The sequence below is a fragment of the Streptococcus mitis genome (assembly GCF_002096835.1).
Lineage (GTDB): Bacteria > Bacillota > Bacilli > Lactobacillales > Streptococcaceae > Streptococcus > Streptococcus mitis_W.
In genome coordinates this window covers 94436-110932 of record NZ_NCVG01000020.1, presented here as the reverse complement: position 1 = coordinate 110932, position 16497 = coordinate 94436, and the positions used below count along the sequence as shown (strand labels likewise).

The following is a 16497-nucleotide window of genomic DNA, read 5'->3' as shown; positions in this document are numbered from 1 at the left end:
GCTAGACCAAACTAGGATTTTCTTATACGTTTTTGTCTACGATAGCCATTGAGTTTTTTATTTTCCCAGTAGCTATTAAAGATTTTCTCCTTGCTTTCACGATTGATTTCCAAAAAGTAGGCATAAATCAAATCGATAAAGAAGAGCATAGGAAGTTGAGCGGATATACGCTGGATGTAAGAAGACTGGCTGTGTGTGGCTACAAGAACAGTCTCTGTATAGGCTTGACTATCTTTATTGGGAACACTTGTAAAAAGTACAGTCTTTGCCCCCATCTCCTTGGCGTCTAATAGACTATCTAAAATAGAAGGAGTTGTGCCAGAAAGTGAGAAACCGAGTACGAGACAATTCTCATCCATAATACTGGTTGTCCAAGCAAAGCCGTCTTGGTCAGTCAAGGCCTCGCAGACCACACCTAGACGCATGAAGCGTAATTTCATTTCACGAGCAACGAGGCCAGAACTCCCTGTTCCGAAGAAGTAGACACGCTCAGCATCTTCGATTAACTGGGCAATTCTTTCTAGTTGGGCCTCGTCAATCAAGTCCTGTGTTTGTTCCCGCATATTGCTATAGCTTCTGAGGACTCGTTTTGTCAGTGGACTGTGTTTGTGAGAATGGGTGTCCTGTTTCTCTGCTTGGTGTTGGTATTGGAAAATAAATTCTCGATAACCTGTAAAGCCACACTTTTTAGCAAAGCGGGTCAAAGCAGCCTGAGAAATATGTAATTTTTGAGTGACTTGCTGGGATGATAAATCATCTGCAATAGTTTCAGATTGTAAAAAATAGCGAGCGATTTCTTGCTCTAAATCTGTCATTTCTTCGAAGTGGGAATCAATGATGGTTGCTATATCTGGTTTATCCATAGAAAGGCTCCTTTAAATGAGTCGTATTGGAAAAAGACTGGGTCATCGAACTTTTACATTTATTATATCATATAATATAGGGATAGATAAATAAAATCGTATTTTCCCGTAAAAAGGAAAAAAGCTTTTTCCTTTTCCATAATTTTCTTCTCAAATTGTGGTACAATGAAGAGTAAGATTTTAAATAGAAATGAGACTGATTTGTATGAGAAAATTTGATAGCCATTCGATTCCGATTCGGCTTAATTTATTGTTTTCAATTGTCATTTTGCTCTTTATGGCCATTATTGGTCGCCTGCTTTATATGCAGGTTTTGAACAAGGATTTTTATGAGACAAAATTAGCATCTGCCAGTAAAACAAAGGTGACCACTAGTTCGGCTCGGGGCGAAATTTATGATGCTAGCGGCAAGCCTTTGGTTGAAAATACTGTGAAACAAGTTGTTTCCTTTACTCGAAACAACAAAATGACGGCTGCAGATTTAAAAGAAACAGCCAAGAAGTTGCTGGCCTATGTGGGAGTTACTTCTCCAACATTGACTGATCGACAGTTGGCGGACTATTACCTAGCAGATCAAGATGTCTATAAGAAAGCAGTGGAAAGTTTACCACGTGAGAAGCGATTTGATTCTGATGGCAATCAATTATCTGAATCCGAGCTTTACAATAATACTGTTGAAAGTATCGATCCAAGCCAATTGGCCTACTCGGATGACGAAAAGAAAGAAATTTACCTCTTTAGCCAACTCAATGCAGTTGGAAATTTTGCGACAGGGACCATTGCGACAGACTCCTTGACAGATACTCAGATTGCCTTGATTGCTTCGGCTTCTAAGAATTTACCTGGTATCAGTATTTCAACTTCGTGGGATCGAAAGGTTTTAGAGACTTCACTTTCGTCTATAGTAGGAAGTGTATCCAGTGAAAAAGCTGGTCTTCCAGCTGAAGAAGCAGATGCTTATATCAAAAAGGGGTATTCTTTAAATGACCGTGTTGGGACTTCTTATCTAGAAAAACAATATGAAGAAACCTTGCAAGGGAAACGCTCGGTGAAAGAAATTCATCTTGATAAACATGGCAACATGGAAAGTGTCGAGAATATTGAAGATGGTACCAAAGGGAACAATATTAAACTGACCATTGATTTGGCCTTCCAAGATAGCGTGGACAATCTGCTTAAGAGTTATTTTAATTCCGAACTAGGAAATGGAGGAGCCAAGTATTCGGAAGGTGTGTATGCAGTCGCTCTAAATCCAAAAACAGGTGCTGTTTTGTCTATGTCAGGGTTAAAACATGACTTGAAAACGGGAGATTTAACACCTGATTCCTTGGGAACAGTAACCGATGTCTTTGTCCCGGGTTCTGTTGTCAAGGCGGCGACCATCAGCTCTGGTTGGGAGAATGGAGTCTTGTCAGGGAACCAGACCTTGACAGACCAACCGATTGTCTTCCAAGGTTCAGCTCCGATTAATTCTTGGTACACTCAAGCCTACGGTTCATTCCCGATTACAGCTGTGGAAGCCTTGGAGTATTCTTCTAATACCTACATGGTCCAAACGGCTTTGGGCATCATGGGTCAGACCTATCAACCCAATATGTTTGTTTTAACTAACAATTTAGAATCCGCTATGGGGAAACTTCGTTTGACATTTGCGGAATATGGTCTTGGAGCCTCAACAGGCATTGACCTTCCAGATGAGTCAACTGGTTTTATACCAAAAGAGTATAATTTTGCTAATTACATTACCAATGCCTTTGGCCAGTTTGATAACTACACCCCTATGCAATTAGCCCAGTACGTTGGAACTATTGCCAACAACGGTGTTCGGATTGCACCTCACATTGTCGAGGGGATTTATGGAAATAATGAACAAGGTGGTTTAGGAGATTTAATTCAATCTATTGATACCAAGGAAATGAATAAAATTAATATTTCTGAGTCTGATGTTTCCATCCTCCAACAAGGTTTTTATCAAGTTTCTCACGGAGGGAGTGCTCTGACAACAGGTCGTGCCTTTTCAAATGGCGCAGCGGTATCCATTAGTGGAAAAACAGGTACTGCCGAAAGTTATGTTGCGGGAGGTCAAGAAGCTAACAATACTAATGCTGTGGCCTATGCACCATCAGATAACCCTCAAATTGCTGTAGCTGTTGTTTTCCCGCATAACACCAATCTTACAAATGGTGTCGGACCTTCCATTGCACGCGATATTATCAACCTCTATAACCAACACCATCCAATGAACTAGAAAGGAACTTATGCTTTATCCAACACCTATTGCCAAGCTAATTGATAGTTACTCTAAGTTACCGGGTATCGGGATTAAGACGGCTACACGTCTGGCCTTTTATACCATTGGAATGTCTGATGACGACGTCAATGAATTTGCCAAAAATCTCCTTTCTGCTAAGAGAGAGCTGACCTATTGTTCCATCTGTGGTCGTTTGACTGATGACGATCCTTGCTCTATCTGTACCGATCCGACTCGTGACCAGACGACAATTTTAGTTCTCGAAGATAGTCGCGATGTGGCGGCTATGGAGAATATCCAAGAATACCATGGACTCTATCATGTTTTGCATGGACTCATTTCTCCCATGAATGGCATCAGTCCAGACGATATCAATCTCAAAAGCCTTATGACTCGTCTGATGGATAGTGAAGTTTCAGAAGTGATTGTGGCCACAAATGCTACGGCAGATGGGGAAGCGACTTCCATGTATCTCTCTCGTTTGCTCAAACCAGCTGGTATCAAGGTTACGCGCCTGGCACGAGGCCTAGCTGTCGGAGCAGATATCGAGTATGCGGACGAAGTGACACTCTTACGAGCCATTGAAAATCGAACAGAGTTGTAAGTGTAGACAAATTAACACACTCAATTCATTTAGACAAAAATCACGGAGGCCGACAGTTGTTTTATCGGTCTCTTTTTAGATTTATTGAAGACCAGTATCAGGTTCAAGTTTCAAAAAAGAAGCAAATATGATATACTAAAGAACGAGTATTCTATTAGAATTGGAACAAATAATATGAAACAAACGATTATTCTTTTATACGGTGGACGTAGTGCAGAGCGTGAAGTCTCTGTTCTTTCAGCTGAGAGTGTGATGCGTGCGGTCAACTACGACCGTTTCACAGTCAAGACTTTCTTCATCAGCCAGTCAGGTGACTTTATTAAAACGCAAGAATTTAGCCAGACTCCAGGTCAAGAGGATCGTCTTATGACCAATGAAACTATTGATTGGGATAAGCAAGTTGCACCAAGTGCTATATACGAAGAGGGAGCAGTGGTCTTTCCAGTCCTTCACGGTCCGATGGGAGAAGATGGCTCAGTTCAAGGCTTCCTCGAAGTTTTGAAAATGCCTTATGTTGGTTGTAACATATTGTCATCTAGTCTTGCCATGGATAAAATCACCACTAAGCGTGTCTTAGAATCTGTCGGGATTGCCCAAGTTCCTTATGTGGCCATTGTCGAAGATGATGATATGACTGCTAAAATTGCTGAAGTTGAAGAAAAATTGACTTATCCAGTTTTCACAAAACCATCTAACATGGGTTCTAGTGTCGGTATTTCTAAGTCTGAAAATCAAGAGGAACTTCGTCAAGCCTTGAAACTTGCCTTCCAATATGATAGTCGTGTCTTGGTTGAACAAGGGGTAAATGCCCGTGAAATCGAGGTTGGCCTACTGGGTAACTACGATGTTAAAAGCACGCTTCCAGGAGAAGTAGTTAAGGATGTTGCCTTTTATGACTATGACGCTAAGTATATTGATAACAAGATTACTATGGACATTCCGGCCAAAATCAGTGATGATGTGGTAGCTGTCATGCGTCAGAATGCAGAAACAGCCTTCCGTGCCATTGGTGGCCTCGGTCTCTCTCGTTGCGATTTCTTCTATACAGACAAGGGAGAGATTTTCCTAAACGAGCTCAATACCATGCCAGGTTTCACCCAGTGGTCTATGTACCCACTACTTTGGGACAATATGGGAATCAGCTACCCAGAACTAATCGAGCGTTTGGTTGACCTTGCCAAGGAAAGTTTTGACAAGCGCGAAGCGCATTTGCTATAAAATGAAAGAGAGGGTAGAAGCCAGAACTATCACTGCAAGGTGACTAGAGTTCTCGAGCTTCGACCCTTTTTAAAGGAGTAGAAATGAAATTAACAATCCATGAAGTGGCTCAAGTTGTAGGAGCTAAAAATGATATCAGCATCTTTGAGGACACCCAGTTAGAGAAGGCCGAGTTTGACAGTCGTCTGATTGCGACAGGAGATTTATTTGTCCCCCTCAAAGGTGCGCGTGACGGTCATGACTTTATAGAAACAGCCTTTGAAAATGGCGCTGCTGCAACCCTGTCTGAGAAAGAGGTCGCAAATCATCCCTACATTCTAGTAGCTGACGTTTTGGCTGCCTTTCAATCCCTAGCTGCCTACTATCTTGAAAAAACAGCAGTTGATGTCTTTGCGGTCACAGGTTCAAATGGTAAAACAACGACCAAGGATATGTTAGCGCACTTGCTATCAACAACCTACAAAACCTACAAAACTCAAGGCAACTACAATAACGAGATTGGTCTTCCATACACAGTTCTCCATATGCCTGAAGGAACAGAAAAGTTGGTCTTAGAGATGGGACAGGATCACTTGGGAGATATTCATCTCTTGTCAGAATTGGCTCGTCCAAAAACAGCCATCGTGACCTTGGTTGGAGAAGCCCATTTGGCTTTTTTCAAAGACCGTTCTGAGATTGCTAAAGGAAAAATGCAAATTGCAGACGGGATGTCTTCGAATTCCTTGCTTTTAGCGCCAGCTGACACTATTGTAGAGGACTACTTGCCAACTGATAAAAAGGTAGTTCGTTTTGGCCAAGGAGCAGAGTTGGAAATTACCGACTTGGTTGAGCGTAAGGATAGCTTGACCTTTAAGGCCAATTTCTTGGAGCAAGCCCTTGATTTGCCAGTGACTGGTAAGTACAATGCCACCAATGCTATGATTGCGTCTTATGTTGCCCTACAAGAAGGAGTTTCAGAGGAGCAAATCCGTTTGGCCTTCGAAAATCTTGAATTGACGCGTAACCGTACCGAGTGGAAGAAAGCAGCCAATGGAGCAGATATCCTATCAGATGTTTACAATGCCAATCCAACTGCTATGAAGCTGATTTTAGAGACTTTCTCTGCCATTCCAGCCAATGAAGGTGGCAAGAAAATCGCTGTTTTGGCGGATATGAAGGAACTTGGTGACCAGTCAGTTCAGCTTCATAATCAGATGATTCTGAGCCTTTCTCCAGATGTGCTTGATACTGTTATTTTCTATGGAGAAGACATTGTCGCATTAGCCCAATTGGCTAGTCAGATGTTCCCAATCGGCCACGTTTACTACTTCAAGAAAACAGAAGACCAAGACCAATTTGAAGATCTAGTCAAGCAAGTCAAAGAAAGCCTTGGAGCCCATGACCAAATCCTACTCAAAGGTTCTAACTCTATGAATCTAGCCAAGTTGGTAGAAAGTTTAGAAAATGAAGCCAAGTGATTTTGTCAAACATTTACGTATTTCTAAATCCATTTTTCTTACGTAGCATGGTATAATAATATGCAGGAAAATTTTGAATAATGAGGAAGACTAGATGAATTTATGGGATATTTTCTTTACTACCCAAACAACAGAGCCACCTAAATTTGACCTTTTTTGGTATATCAGTATATTTGCACTCTTGGGTTTGACCTTTTATACAGCCTATCGCTATCGTGAAAAGAAGGCTTACCAACGATTTTTCCAAATCTTACAGGCAGTTCAGTTGATTCTACTTTATGGTTGGTATTGGGTCAATCATATGCCGCTGTCAGAAAGTTTACCTTTTTACCATTGCCGTATGGCTATGTTTGTGGTGCTTTTGCTTCCTGGTCAGTCTAAATATAGGCAGTATTTTGCATTATTGGGGACATTTGGGACATTAGCAGCCTTTGTTTATCCAGTGCCAGATGCTTATCCTTTCCCACATATTGCGATTTTATCCTTTATCTTTGGGCACTTAGCTCTCTTGGGGAACTCTTTGGTTTATCTCTTGAGACAGTACGATGCACGATTGTTGGATGTGAAGGGAATTTTTCTCATGACCTTTGCCCTAAATGCCTTAATTTTTGTGGTTAATTTAGTAACGGGTGGAGATTACGGATTCCTCACAAAACCACCATTGGTTGGGGACCATGGCTTAGTAGCTAATTATTTAATCGTTTCCCTAGCCTTGTCAGCAGCGATTGCGTTGACAAAGAAAATCTTGGAACTATTTTTAGAACAAGAAGCAGAAAAAATGATTGCAAAGAAAGCTTAGAAATGAGCTTTCTTTTTTCATAAATCTGATTTTTTATAACTTGTTTGGAAAATAAAAAAAGTTGATGAGCGAATGTGAAAAATGGTAAGCAAATTTAGGAAAAACTAAGCACAATTGGATTTTTTGTGTTATAATATTCTGTGAATAGCTATGCCCTGTTTTAGCTATATTGAATAGAAGTTTGAAACTTGGAAGAGAGAGGATGCGATGTAATGGCTAGAGATGGTTTTTTTACAGGCTTAGATATCGGAACTAATTCGATTAAGGTATTGGTTGCCGAGCTTAGAGATGGTGAACTTAATGTAATTGGTGTAAGTAATGCCAAGAGTAAAGGTGTAAAGGATGGGATTATCGTTGATATTGAAGCAGCAGCAACTGCTATCAAGTCAGCTATTTCCCAAGCAGAAGAGAAAGCTGGCATTTCAATTAAATCTGTGAATGTTGGTTTGCCTGGAAATCTTTTGCAAGTAGAACCAACTCAAGGAATGATTCCAGTTACATCTGATACAAAAGAAATTACAGATCAAGATGTTGAAAATGTTGTCAAATCAGCCTTGACAAAGAGTATGACACCAGATCGTGAAGTCATTACTTTTATTCCTGAAGAATTTATCGTAGATGGTTTCCAAGGTATTCGTGACCCACGTGGCATGATGGGGGTTCGTCTTGAAATGCGTGGCTTACTTTACACTGGTCCACGTACTATTCTTCACAATTTACGCAAAACAGTTGAGCGCTCAGGTGTTCAAGTTGAAAATATTATTATTTCACCATTGGCTTTGGTTCGTTCAGTCTTGAATGAAGGAGAGCGTGAATTTGGAGCTACTGTGATTGATATGGGAGCAGGTCAAACAACTGTTGCTACAATCCGTAACCAAGAACTCCAGTTTACAAATATTCTTCAAGAAGGTGGAGATTATGTCACAAAAGATATCTCTAAAGTCTTGAAGACTTCACAGAAATTAGCTGAAGGATTGAAATTGAACTATGGGGAAGCCTACCCATCACTTGCCAGCAATGAAACTTTCCAAGTTGAAGTGATTGGTGAAGTAGAGCCTGTAGAAGTTACAGAAAGCTACTTGGCAGAGATTATTTCAGCTCGCATTAAACACATTTTTGAACAAATCAAACAAGAGTTGGAAAGAAGACATTTGTTGGATCTTCCAGGTGGGATTGTTCTGATTGGTGGAAATGCTATTTTACCAGGTATTGTAGAACTTGCGCAGGAAGTATTTGGCGTTGGTGTTAAACTTTACGTTCCAAATCAAGTTGGAATCCGTAACCCTGCCTTCGCTCATGTGATTAGCTTATCTGAATTTGCTGCTCAATTGACTGAAGTGCATTTGTTAGCACAACGAGCAGTCAAGGGTGAGGATACTTTGCGTCACCAACCAATCAATTTTGGTGGGATGATTCAACGTGTTACGCAGGTAGCACAACCTACCCCTATTCAACCAGTTCAAAATACTGAGGTAGAGCAATCAGCTTCTACGAACGTAGTTGCTCCGAAAGAAGATAAAGTATCTTCTCAAAATAAACCAAAAATCGCAGATCGCTTCCGTGGTTTAATTGGAAGTATGTTTGATGAATAAAAGAGGAAAAATAAACTATGACATTTTCATTTGATACAGCGGCTGCCCAAGGTGCAGTGATTAAAGTAATCGGTGTTGGTGGAGGTGGTGGTAACGCCATTAACCGCATGGTTGACGAAGGTGTTGCAGGCGTAGAATTTATCGCAGCAAACACAGATGTACAAGCTTTGAGTAGTACAAAAGCTGAGACTGTAATTCAGTTGGGCCCTAAATTGACTCGTGGTTTGGGTGCTGGCGGTCGACCTGAAATCGGTCAAAAGGCTGCCGAAGAAAGCGAAGAAGCCTTGACTCAAGCTATTACTGGAGCAGATATGGTCTTCATCACTGCAGGTATGGGAGGTGGCTCAGGTACTGGTGCAGCTCCTGTTATTGCCCGCATTGCTAAAGATTTAGGTGCTCTTACAGTTGGTGTTGTGACACGTCCTTTCGGTTTTGAAGGAAGCAAACGTGGCCAATACGCTGTGGAAGGAATCAATCAACTTCGCGAACATGTGGATACCCTATTGATTATTTCAAACAACAACTTGCTTGAAATTGTTGATAAGAAAACTCCACTTCTTGAAGCTCTTAGCGAAGCAGATAACGTACTTCGCCAAGGTGTTCAAGGAATTACTGATTTGATCACAAACCCTGGTTTGATTAATCTTGACTTTGCCGATGTGAAAACAGTTATGGCAAATAAAGGAAACGCCCTAATGGGTATCGGTATCGGTAGTGGTGAAGAACGTGTGGTAGAAGCAGCTCGTAAGGCAATCTACTCACCACTTCTTGAAACAACTATTGACGGTGCTGAGGATGTTATCGTCAACGTTACTGGTGGTCTTGATTTAACCTTGATTGAGGCTGAAGAAGCATCAGAAATTGTCAACCAAGCAGCTGGTCAAGGAGTGAACATCTGGCTCGGAACATCTATCGATGAAAACATGAAAGATGAAATTCGTGTTACAGTTGTGGCAACTGGTGTTCGTCAAGATCGTGTGGAAAAAGTTGTGGGCCATGCACCAAGACAAGTTGTCCGTCATGAACAAGCAAGTCCTAGTCATGCACACAATCATAATCGTCAGTTTGATATGGCTGAAACTGCAGAAATTCCAAGTCCAGCACCTCGCCGTACAGAAACTTCTCAATCTTCAGCATTTGGTGATTGGGACTTGCGTCGTGAGACAATTGTTCGACCAACTGATTCAGTTGTATCACCAGTTGAACGCTTCGAAGCACCATCTTTAGAAGAGGACGAATTAGAAACTCCTCCATTTTTCAAAAATCGTTAAGTAAATGAATTTGAAAGCAAATACAGAACGTGTTTTTCAACAAATAAAAGATGCAAGTCAGCAGTCAGGAAGAGAAGCCAATTCTGTTTCGGTTGTTGCTGTTACAAAGTATGTAGACGTACCGACAGCGGAGGCTTTGCTTCCGCTAGGTGTGCATCATATTGGTGAAAATCGTGTAGATAAATTTCTTGAGAAATATCAAGCTTTAAAAGACCGGAATATTACCTGGCATTTGATTGGTACTTTGCAAAGACGCAAGGTTAAAGATGTCATTCAGTATGTTGATTATTTCCACGCTTTGGATTCATTAAAGCTAGCAGAAGAAATTCAAAAAAGAAGTGACCGAGTTGTTAAGTGTTTCTTACAAGTAAATATCTCAAGGGAAGAGAGTAAACATGGTTTTTCAAAGGAAGAACTATTGGAACTCTTGCCAGAATTGGCCACCTTAGATAAAATTGAATATGTAGGCTTGATGACCATGGCTCCTTTTGAAGCTAGTAGTGATGAGTTGAAAGAGATTTTTAAAGCTACGCAGGATTTGCAACTAGAAATTAGAGAAAAACAAATTCCCAATATGCCAATGACGGACTTGAGTATGGGTATGAGTCGTGACTATAAGGAAGCGATTGAATTTGGCTCAACATTTGTCAGAATTGGTACAGCATTTTTTAAATAGGAAAGAAATATGTCTTTAAAAGATAGATTTGATAAATTTATAGATTATTTTACAGAAGATGGAGAAGAAGTTGGTACTACATATCAGCCTAAAGCTGAAGAGCCGATTGTGACTCCAGTCCCTTCTGTTCAAGAGTTGCCTCAACAAGCTGCTAGCACGCCATCTAAAGATAAAAACATCACTCGTCTTCATGCCCGTCAACAAGAGTTGGCTATGCAAAGTCAACGTTCTACTGATAAGGTGACAATTGATGTTCGTTATCCACGTAAATACGAAGATGCCACAGATATTGTTGATTTATTAGCTGGTAACGAAAGTATTTTGATTGATTTTCAATATATGACAGAAGTTCAAGCTCGTCGTTGTTTGGACTATCTGGATGGGGCGCGTCACGTTTTAGCTGGTAACATGAAAAAGGTAGCATCTACTATGTACCTGCTGACACCAGTTGATGTTGTTGTCAATATTGAAGACATCAAAATTCCAGATGAATCACAAAATGGTGAATTTGGCTTTGATATGAAACGTACGAGAGTGAGATAATGATCTTTCTCATTCGTTTTGTTCAAAATGCAGTGGATATCTATTCACTGATTTTAATCGTGTTTGCTCTGATGTCTTGGTTTCCCAATGCTTATGAATCACGTCTTGGACGCTTGATTATTAGTTTAGTGAAACCGATAATAGCTCCCTTGCAACGTTTACCCCTCCAGATTGCAGGTCTTGACTTGTCTGTCTGGATTGCGGTATTACTAGTTCACTTCCTAGGGGAGCAGTTGATTCGACTTTTAGTGATCTTTCTATGAACAAGATGATTTATCAACACTTTTCTAAGAATGATTCGTCTTTTATTGATAAGGGAGTAGAATGGATAAAAAAGGTAGAAGATTCTTATTCTCCTTTTTTAACCCCCTTTGTAAATCCCCATCAAGAAAAGATTTTAAAGGTTCTAGCATCAACCAACGGCATCTCCTACATGAGCAGTCGGCAGTTTCTTGAAACTGAATATGTACGGGTACTCCTGTATCCTGATTATTTTGAGCCGGAATTCTCTGATTTTGAACTTTCCTTGCAAGAAATTGTCTATCCTAATAAGTTTGAACGCCTAACGCATTCAAAAATATTAGGGACTGTTTTAAATCAGCTGGGAATTGATAGGAAGCTATTTGGTGATATCTTAGTCAACGAAGAGAGGGCACAGATTATCATTAATCGACAGTTTATGCTCCTTTTTCAAGACGGCATTACGAAAATTGCTCGTTTACCGGTTCGTCTAGAAGAACGGGATTTTACTGAGAAAATTACCACAGTAGAAGATTATCAAGAATTAGATATCTGTATCGCTAGTTCAAGATTAGATGTTTTTCTAGCAGGTGTCTTCAAGCTGTCTAGAAATCAGGCAAGTCAGTTAATTGAAAAACAGGCAGTCCAAGTTAATTACCATTTAGTTGAAAAATCAGATTATGCAGTTCAAGTTGGTGATCTGATTAGTGTAAGGAAATTTGGTCGATTGAAACTCGTTAGAGATAATGGGCAAACAAAAAAAGATAAAAAGAAATTAACGGTCCAATTGTTATTAAGTAAGTGAGGAAAAATATGCCAATTACATCGTTAGAAATCAAAGATAAAACCTTTAGCACACGCTTTAGAGGGTTTGATCAAGAAGAAGTAGATGAATTTTTAGATATTGTAGTCCGTGATTATGAAGATTTGGTTCGCTCTAATCATGATAAGGATTTACATATTAAGAGTTTGGAAGAGCGTTTGTCTTACTTTGATGAGATGAAAGATTCATTGAGCCAGTCTGTATTGATTGCACAAGATACAGCAGAGCGAGTAAAACAAGCTGCAACTGAACGCTCAAACAATATTATCCAACAAGCAGAGCAGGATGCACAACGTTTGTTGGAAGAAGCTAAGTACAAGGCAAATGAAATTCTTCGTCAAGCAACTGATAATGCTAAGAAAGTTGCTGTTGAAACAGAAGAATTGAAGAACAAGAGCCGTGTCTTCCATCAACGTCTCAAATCTACAATTGAGAGCCAGTTAGCAATTGTTGAATCTTCAGATTGGGAAGACATTCTTCGTCCAACAGCTACTTATCTTCAGACAAGTGATGAAGCCTTCAAAGAAGTAGTAAGCGAAGTCTTAGGTGACTCTGTCTTACAACAACATCCAGAGGAAGAACCAATTGATATTACTCGTCAGTTTTCTCCCGAGGAAATGGCAGAGTTGCAAGCGCGTATCGAAGCGGCTAATAAGGAACTTGCGGAAGCCGAAGCAAGAGCTGAACAAGAACAAGTGGTTTCACCAGCTCCGGTTGTTGAAGAAAGTCCAGCTCATCCAGTTGGTCCAATGTATGAAGAGCCAGAAGTAGCTCCAAGCCATTATTCAGGACCAACACCAGCTACTGAAGCTGTAAACTCAGAACCAGGTTTTGCGGCACCGCAAGAATCTGTTACAATTTTATAAGAAATAATCTGAGAACAATATCTTATCCTTATATTTCCAGCGAGCAGGAGATGGTGTGAGTCCTGCATTCCCTAACGATAAGATTATCCTCTCAAACAATCAAGTCTGAATGGAGTAAGATTTGACGTTCCCCACGTTACGGGATAAGAGGAAAAAAGCTGAGTCTTTTTTCGAATAAAGGTGGTACCACGATTTTCGTCCTTTTTGGAAGTCGTGGTTTTTAATTTGTTATTATTTATAAAGGAGATACCATGAAACTCAAAGATACCCTTAACCTTGGGAAAACAGCTTTCCCAATGCGTGCAGGCCTTCCTACCAAAGAGCCAGTTTGGCAAAAGGAATGGGAAGATGCAAAACTTTACCAACGTCGTCAAGAATTGAACCAAGGAAAACCTCATTTCACCTTGCATGATGGTCCTCCATACGCGAACGGAAATATTCACGTTGGACATGCTATGAACAAGATTTCAAAAGATATCATTGTTCGCTCAAAATCTATGTCAGGTTTTTACGCACCATTTATCCCGGGTTGGGACACTCATGGTCTGCCAATCGAGCAAGTTTTGGCAAAACAAGGTGTCAAACGTAAAGAAATGGACTTGGTTGAGTACTTGAAACTTTGCCGTGAATACGCTCTTTCTCAAGTAGATAAACAACGTGAAGACTTTAAACGTTTGGGTGTTTCTGGTGACTGGGAAAATCCATATGTGACTTTGACTCCTGATTATGAAGCAGCCCAAATCCGTGTATTTGGTGAGATGGCTAATAAAGGTTATATCTACCGTGGTGCAAAACCAGTTTACTGGTCTTGGTCATCTGAGTCAGCCCTTGCTGAAGCAGAGATTGAATACCATGACTTGGTTTCAACTTCCCTTTACTATGCCAATAAGGTAAAAGATGGCAAAGGTGTTCTAGATACAGATACTTATATCGTTGTTTGGACAACTACTCCATTTACTATCACAGCTTCTCGTGGTTTGACTGTTGGTGAGGATATTGATTACGTTTTGGTTCAACCTGCTGGTGAAACTCGTAAGTTTGTGGTTGCTGCAGAATTATTGACTAGCTTGTCTGAGAAGTTTGGTTGGGCTGATGTTCAAGTGTTGGCAACTTACCGTGGTCAAGAATTGAATCATATCGTAACAGAACACCCATGGGATACAGCTGTAGATGAATTGGTTATCCTTGGAGACCACGTTACAACTGACTCTGGTACTGGTATTGTCCATACAGCCCCTGGTTTTGGTGAGGACGACTACAATGTTGGTATTGCTAATGATCTTGAAGTCGCAGTCACTGTTGACGAACGTGGTATCATGATGAAGAATGCTGGTCCTGAGTTTGAAGGTCAATTCTATGAAAAGGTAGTTCCAACTGTTATTGAAAAACTTGGTAACCTCCTTCTTGCCCAAGAAGAAATCTCTCACTCATACCCATTTGACTGGCGTACGAAGAAACCAATCATCTGGCGTGCAGTTCCACAATGGTTTGCCTCAGTTTCTAAATTCCGCCAAGAAATCTTGGACGAAATTGAAAAAGTGAAATTCCACTCAGAATGGGGTAAAGTCCGTCTTTACAATATGATTCGTGACCGTGGTGACTGGGTTATCTCTCGTCAACGTGCTTGGGGTGTTCCACTTCCTATCTTCTACGCTGAAGATGGTACAGCGATCATGACAGCTGAAACTATTGAACATGTGGCTCAACTCTTTGAGGAACATGGTTCAAGCATTTGGTGGGAACGTGATGCCAAAGACCTCTTACCAGAAGGATTTACTCATCCAGGTTCACCAAATGGTGAGTTCAAAAAAGAAACAGATATCATGGACGTTTGGTTTGACTCAGGTTCATCATGGAATGGAGTGGTAGTAAACCGTCCTGAGTTGACTTACCCAGCAGACCTTTACCTAGAAGGTTCTGACCAGTACCGTGGTTGGTTCAACTCTTCACTCATCACATCTGTTGCCAACCATGGCGTAGCACCTTACAAACAAATCTTGTCACAAGGTTTTGCCCTTGATGGTAAAGGTGAGAAGATGTCTAAATCTCTTGGAAATACCATTGCTCCAAGCGATGTTGAAAAACAATTTGGTGCTGAAATCTTGCGTCTCTGGGTAACAAGTGTTGACTCAAGCAATGACGTGCGTATCTCTATGGATATCTTGAGCCAAGTCTCTGAAACTTATCGTAAGATTCGTAACACTCTTCGTTTCTTGATTGCTAACACATCTGACTTTAACCCAGCTCAAGACGCAGTAGCTTACGATGAACTTCGTTCAGTTGATAAGTATATGACTATTCGCTTTAACCAGCTTGTTAAGACCATTCGTGATGCTTACGCCAACTTTGAATTCTTGACAATCTACAAGGCCTTGGTGAACTTTATCAACGTTGATTTGTCAGCCTTCTACCTTGATTTTGCCAAAGATGTTGTCTACATCGAAGGTGCCAAATCATTGGAACGCCGTCAAATGCAGACTGTCTTCTATGACATTCTTGTGAAAATTACGAAACTCTTGACACCAATCCTTCCTCACACTGCAGAAGAAATCTGGTCATATCTTGAGTTTGAAGCAGAAGACTTCGTTCAATTGTCAGAATTGCCAGAAGCAGAGACATTTGCTAACCAAGAAGAAATCTTGGATACATGGGCTGCCTTCATGGACTTCCGTGGACAAGCTCAAAAAGCCTTGGAAGAAGCTCGTAATGCAAAAGTAATCGGTAAATCACTTGAAGCACACTTAACAGTTTATCCAAACGAAGTTGTGAAAACTCTACTCGAAGCAGTAAACAGCAATGTGGCTCAACTTTTGATCGTGTCTGAATTGACTATCGCAGAAGGACCAGCTCCAGAAGCTGCTGTTAGCTTCGAAGATGTTGCCTTCACAGTCGAACGCGCTGCAGGTGAAGTATGTGACCGTTGCCGTCGTATCGACCCAACTACTGCAGAACGCAGCTACCACGCAGTCATCTGTGACCACTGTGCAAGCATCGTAGAAGAAAATTTTGCGGACGCAGTCGCAGAAGGATTTGAAGCTAAGTAAGGTTGAAAAGCCCAAAGAAAACTCAATTTGAGAAGAAAAGACAACTAATCTTATAGACTATAAAACGCATTGTATCAATGTTTTGAATATCTGATATGATGCGTTTTTATTTATTTTGAAAATTTGCGAGGTGTGACTTTTTATACTCAACAAGAATCAAAGAGAAAGTTAGCAAGCTAACAGCAGTAAGATAAAATATGAATTTGATATTGCGGATAAGATTGGTAAATTGTGTCACATTTTTACAACA

14 protein-coding genes are annotated in these 16497 nt (G+C 40.6%); 13 read left to right on the top strand and 1 reads right to left on the bottom strand.

What is annotated here, in order from left to right; genetic code table 11:
• Positions 1-11 precede the first annotated feature (11 nt).
• Positions 12-863, bottom strand: a complete 852-nt coding sequence (locus B7699_RS03710) for a MurR/RpiR family transcriptional regulator (protein WP_084927187.1) — start codon at positions 861-863, stop codon at positions 12-14.
• Positions 864-1053: 190 nt separating this feature from the next.
• On the opposite strand from B7699_RS03710, the gene pbp2b reads away from it, so the two are divergent.
• The 13 genes from pbp2b (at position 1054) to ileS (ending at position 16247) form a co-directional block, all read left to right on the top strand.
• A complete protein-coding gene (gene pbp2b, locus B7699_RS03705; protein ID WP_084927186.1) occupies positions 1054-3111 on the top strand; it encodes a penicillin-binding protein PBP2B in 2058 nt (685 codons plus the stop codon).
• Between the two features lie 10 nt (positions 3112-3121).
• Positions 3122-3718: a recombination mediator RecR gene (gene recR, locus B7699_RS03700; protein WP_000966754.1), complete on the top strand. Its 597-nt coding sequence runs from the start codon at positions 3122-3124 to the stop codon at positions 3716-3718.
• A 174-nt stretch (positions 3719-3892) separates the two neighbouring features.
• Positions 3893-4936 (top strand): D-alanine--D-alanine ligase, encoded by a 1044-nt coding sequence (locus B7699_RS03695; protein WP_084927185.1) that lies wholly within the window; start codon positions 3893-3895, stop codon positions 4934-4936.
• Positions 4937-5019: 83 nt separating this feature from the next.
• The gene (locus B7699_RS03690; protein ID WP_084927184.1) at positions 5020-6393 is read left to right on the top strand and encodes a UDP-N-acetylmuramoyl-tripeptide--D-alanyl-D-alanine ligase; all 1374 of its coding nucleotides are present in this window, start codon (positions 5020-5022) and stop codon (positions 6391-6393) included.
• A gap of 94 nt (positions 6394-6487) precedes the next feature.
• The gene (locus B7699_RS03685) at positions 6488-7192 is read left to right on the top strand and encodes a YwaF family protein (RefSeq protein WP_084927183.1); all 705 of its coding nucleotides are present in this window, start codon (positions 6488-6490) and stop codon (positions 7190-7192) included.
• A gap of 212 nt (positions 7193-7404) precedes the next feature.
• Positions 7405-8784, top strand: coding sequence for a cell division protein FtsA (ftsA, locus tag B7699_RS03680; protein ID WP_000090253.1), 1380 nt, complete (start codon positions 7405-7407; stop codon positions 8782-8784).
• A gap of 17 nt (positions 8785-8801) precedes the next feature.
• The gene (ftsZ, locus tag B7699_RS03675) at positions 8802-10055 is read left to right on the top strand and encodes a cell division protein FtsZ (RefSeq protein ID WP_084927182.1); all 1254 of its coding nucleotides are present in this window, start codon (positions 8802-8804) and stop codon (positions 10053-10055) included.
• A gap of 4 nt (positions 10056-10059) precedes the next feature.
• Entirely contained in the window at positions 10060-10731 is a 672-nt protein-coding gene (locus B7699_RS03670) for a YggS family pyridoxal phosphate-dependent enzyme (protein WP_084927181.1), read from the top strand.
• 9 nt (positions 10732-10740) lie between these two features.
• On the top strand, positions 10741-11274 hold the full coding sequence (locus B7699_RS03665) for a cell division protein SepF (RefSeq protein WP_004257765.1): 534 nt from the start codon (positions 10741-10743) through the stop codon (positions 11272-11274).
• Positions 11274-11537, top strand: coding sequence for a YggT family protein (locus B7699_RS03660; protein ID WP_004257761.1), 264 nt, complete (start codon positions 11274-11276; stop codon positions 11535-11537). The genes B7699_RS03665 and B7699_RS03660 overlap by 1 nt, the downstream gene beginning before the upstream one ends.
• Positions 11534-12319 (top strand): YlmH family RNA-binding protein, encoded by a 786-nt coding sequence (locus B7699_RS03655; RefSeq protein ID WP_070526872.1) that lies wholly within the window; start codon positions 11534-11536, stop codon positions 12317-12319. Before B7699_RS03660 ends, B7699_RS03655 begins: the two co-directional genes overlap by 4 nt.
• A gap of 8 nt (positions 12320-12327) precedes the next feature.
• Complete coding sequence (locus tag B7699_RS03650; protein ID WP_001123209.1) at positions 12328-13203, top strand: DivIVA domain-containing protein; 876 nt, start codon at positions 12328-12330, stop codon at positions 13201-13203.
• Between the two features lie 251 nt (positions 13204-13454).
• Positions 13455-16247 carry an isoleucine--tRNA ligase gene (ileS, locus tag B7699_RS03640; RefSeq protein WP_084927180.1) on the top strand — a complete coding sequence of 931 codons (2793 nt, stop codon included), beginning with the start codon at positions 13455-13457 and terminating at the stop codon, positions 16245-16247.
• The last annotated feature ends 250 nt before the right edge of the window (positions 16248-16497 follow it).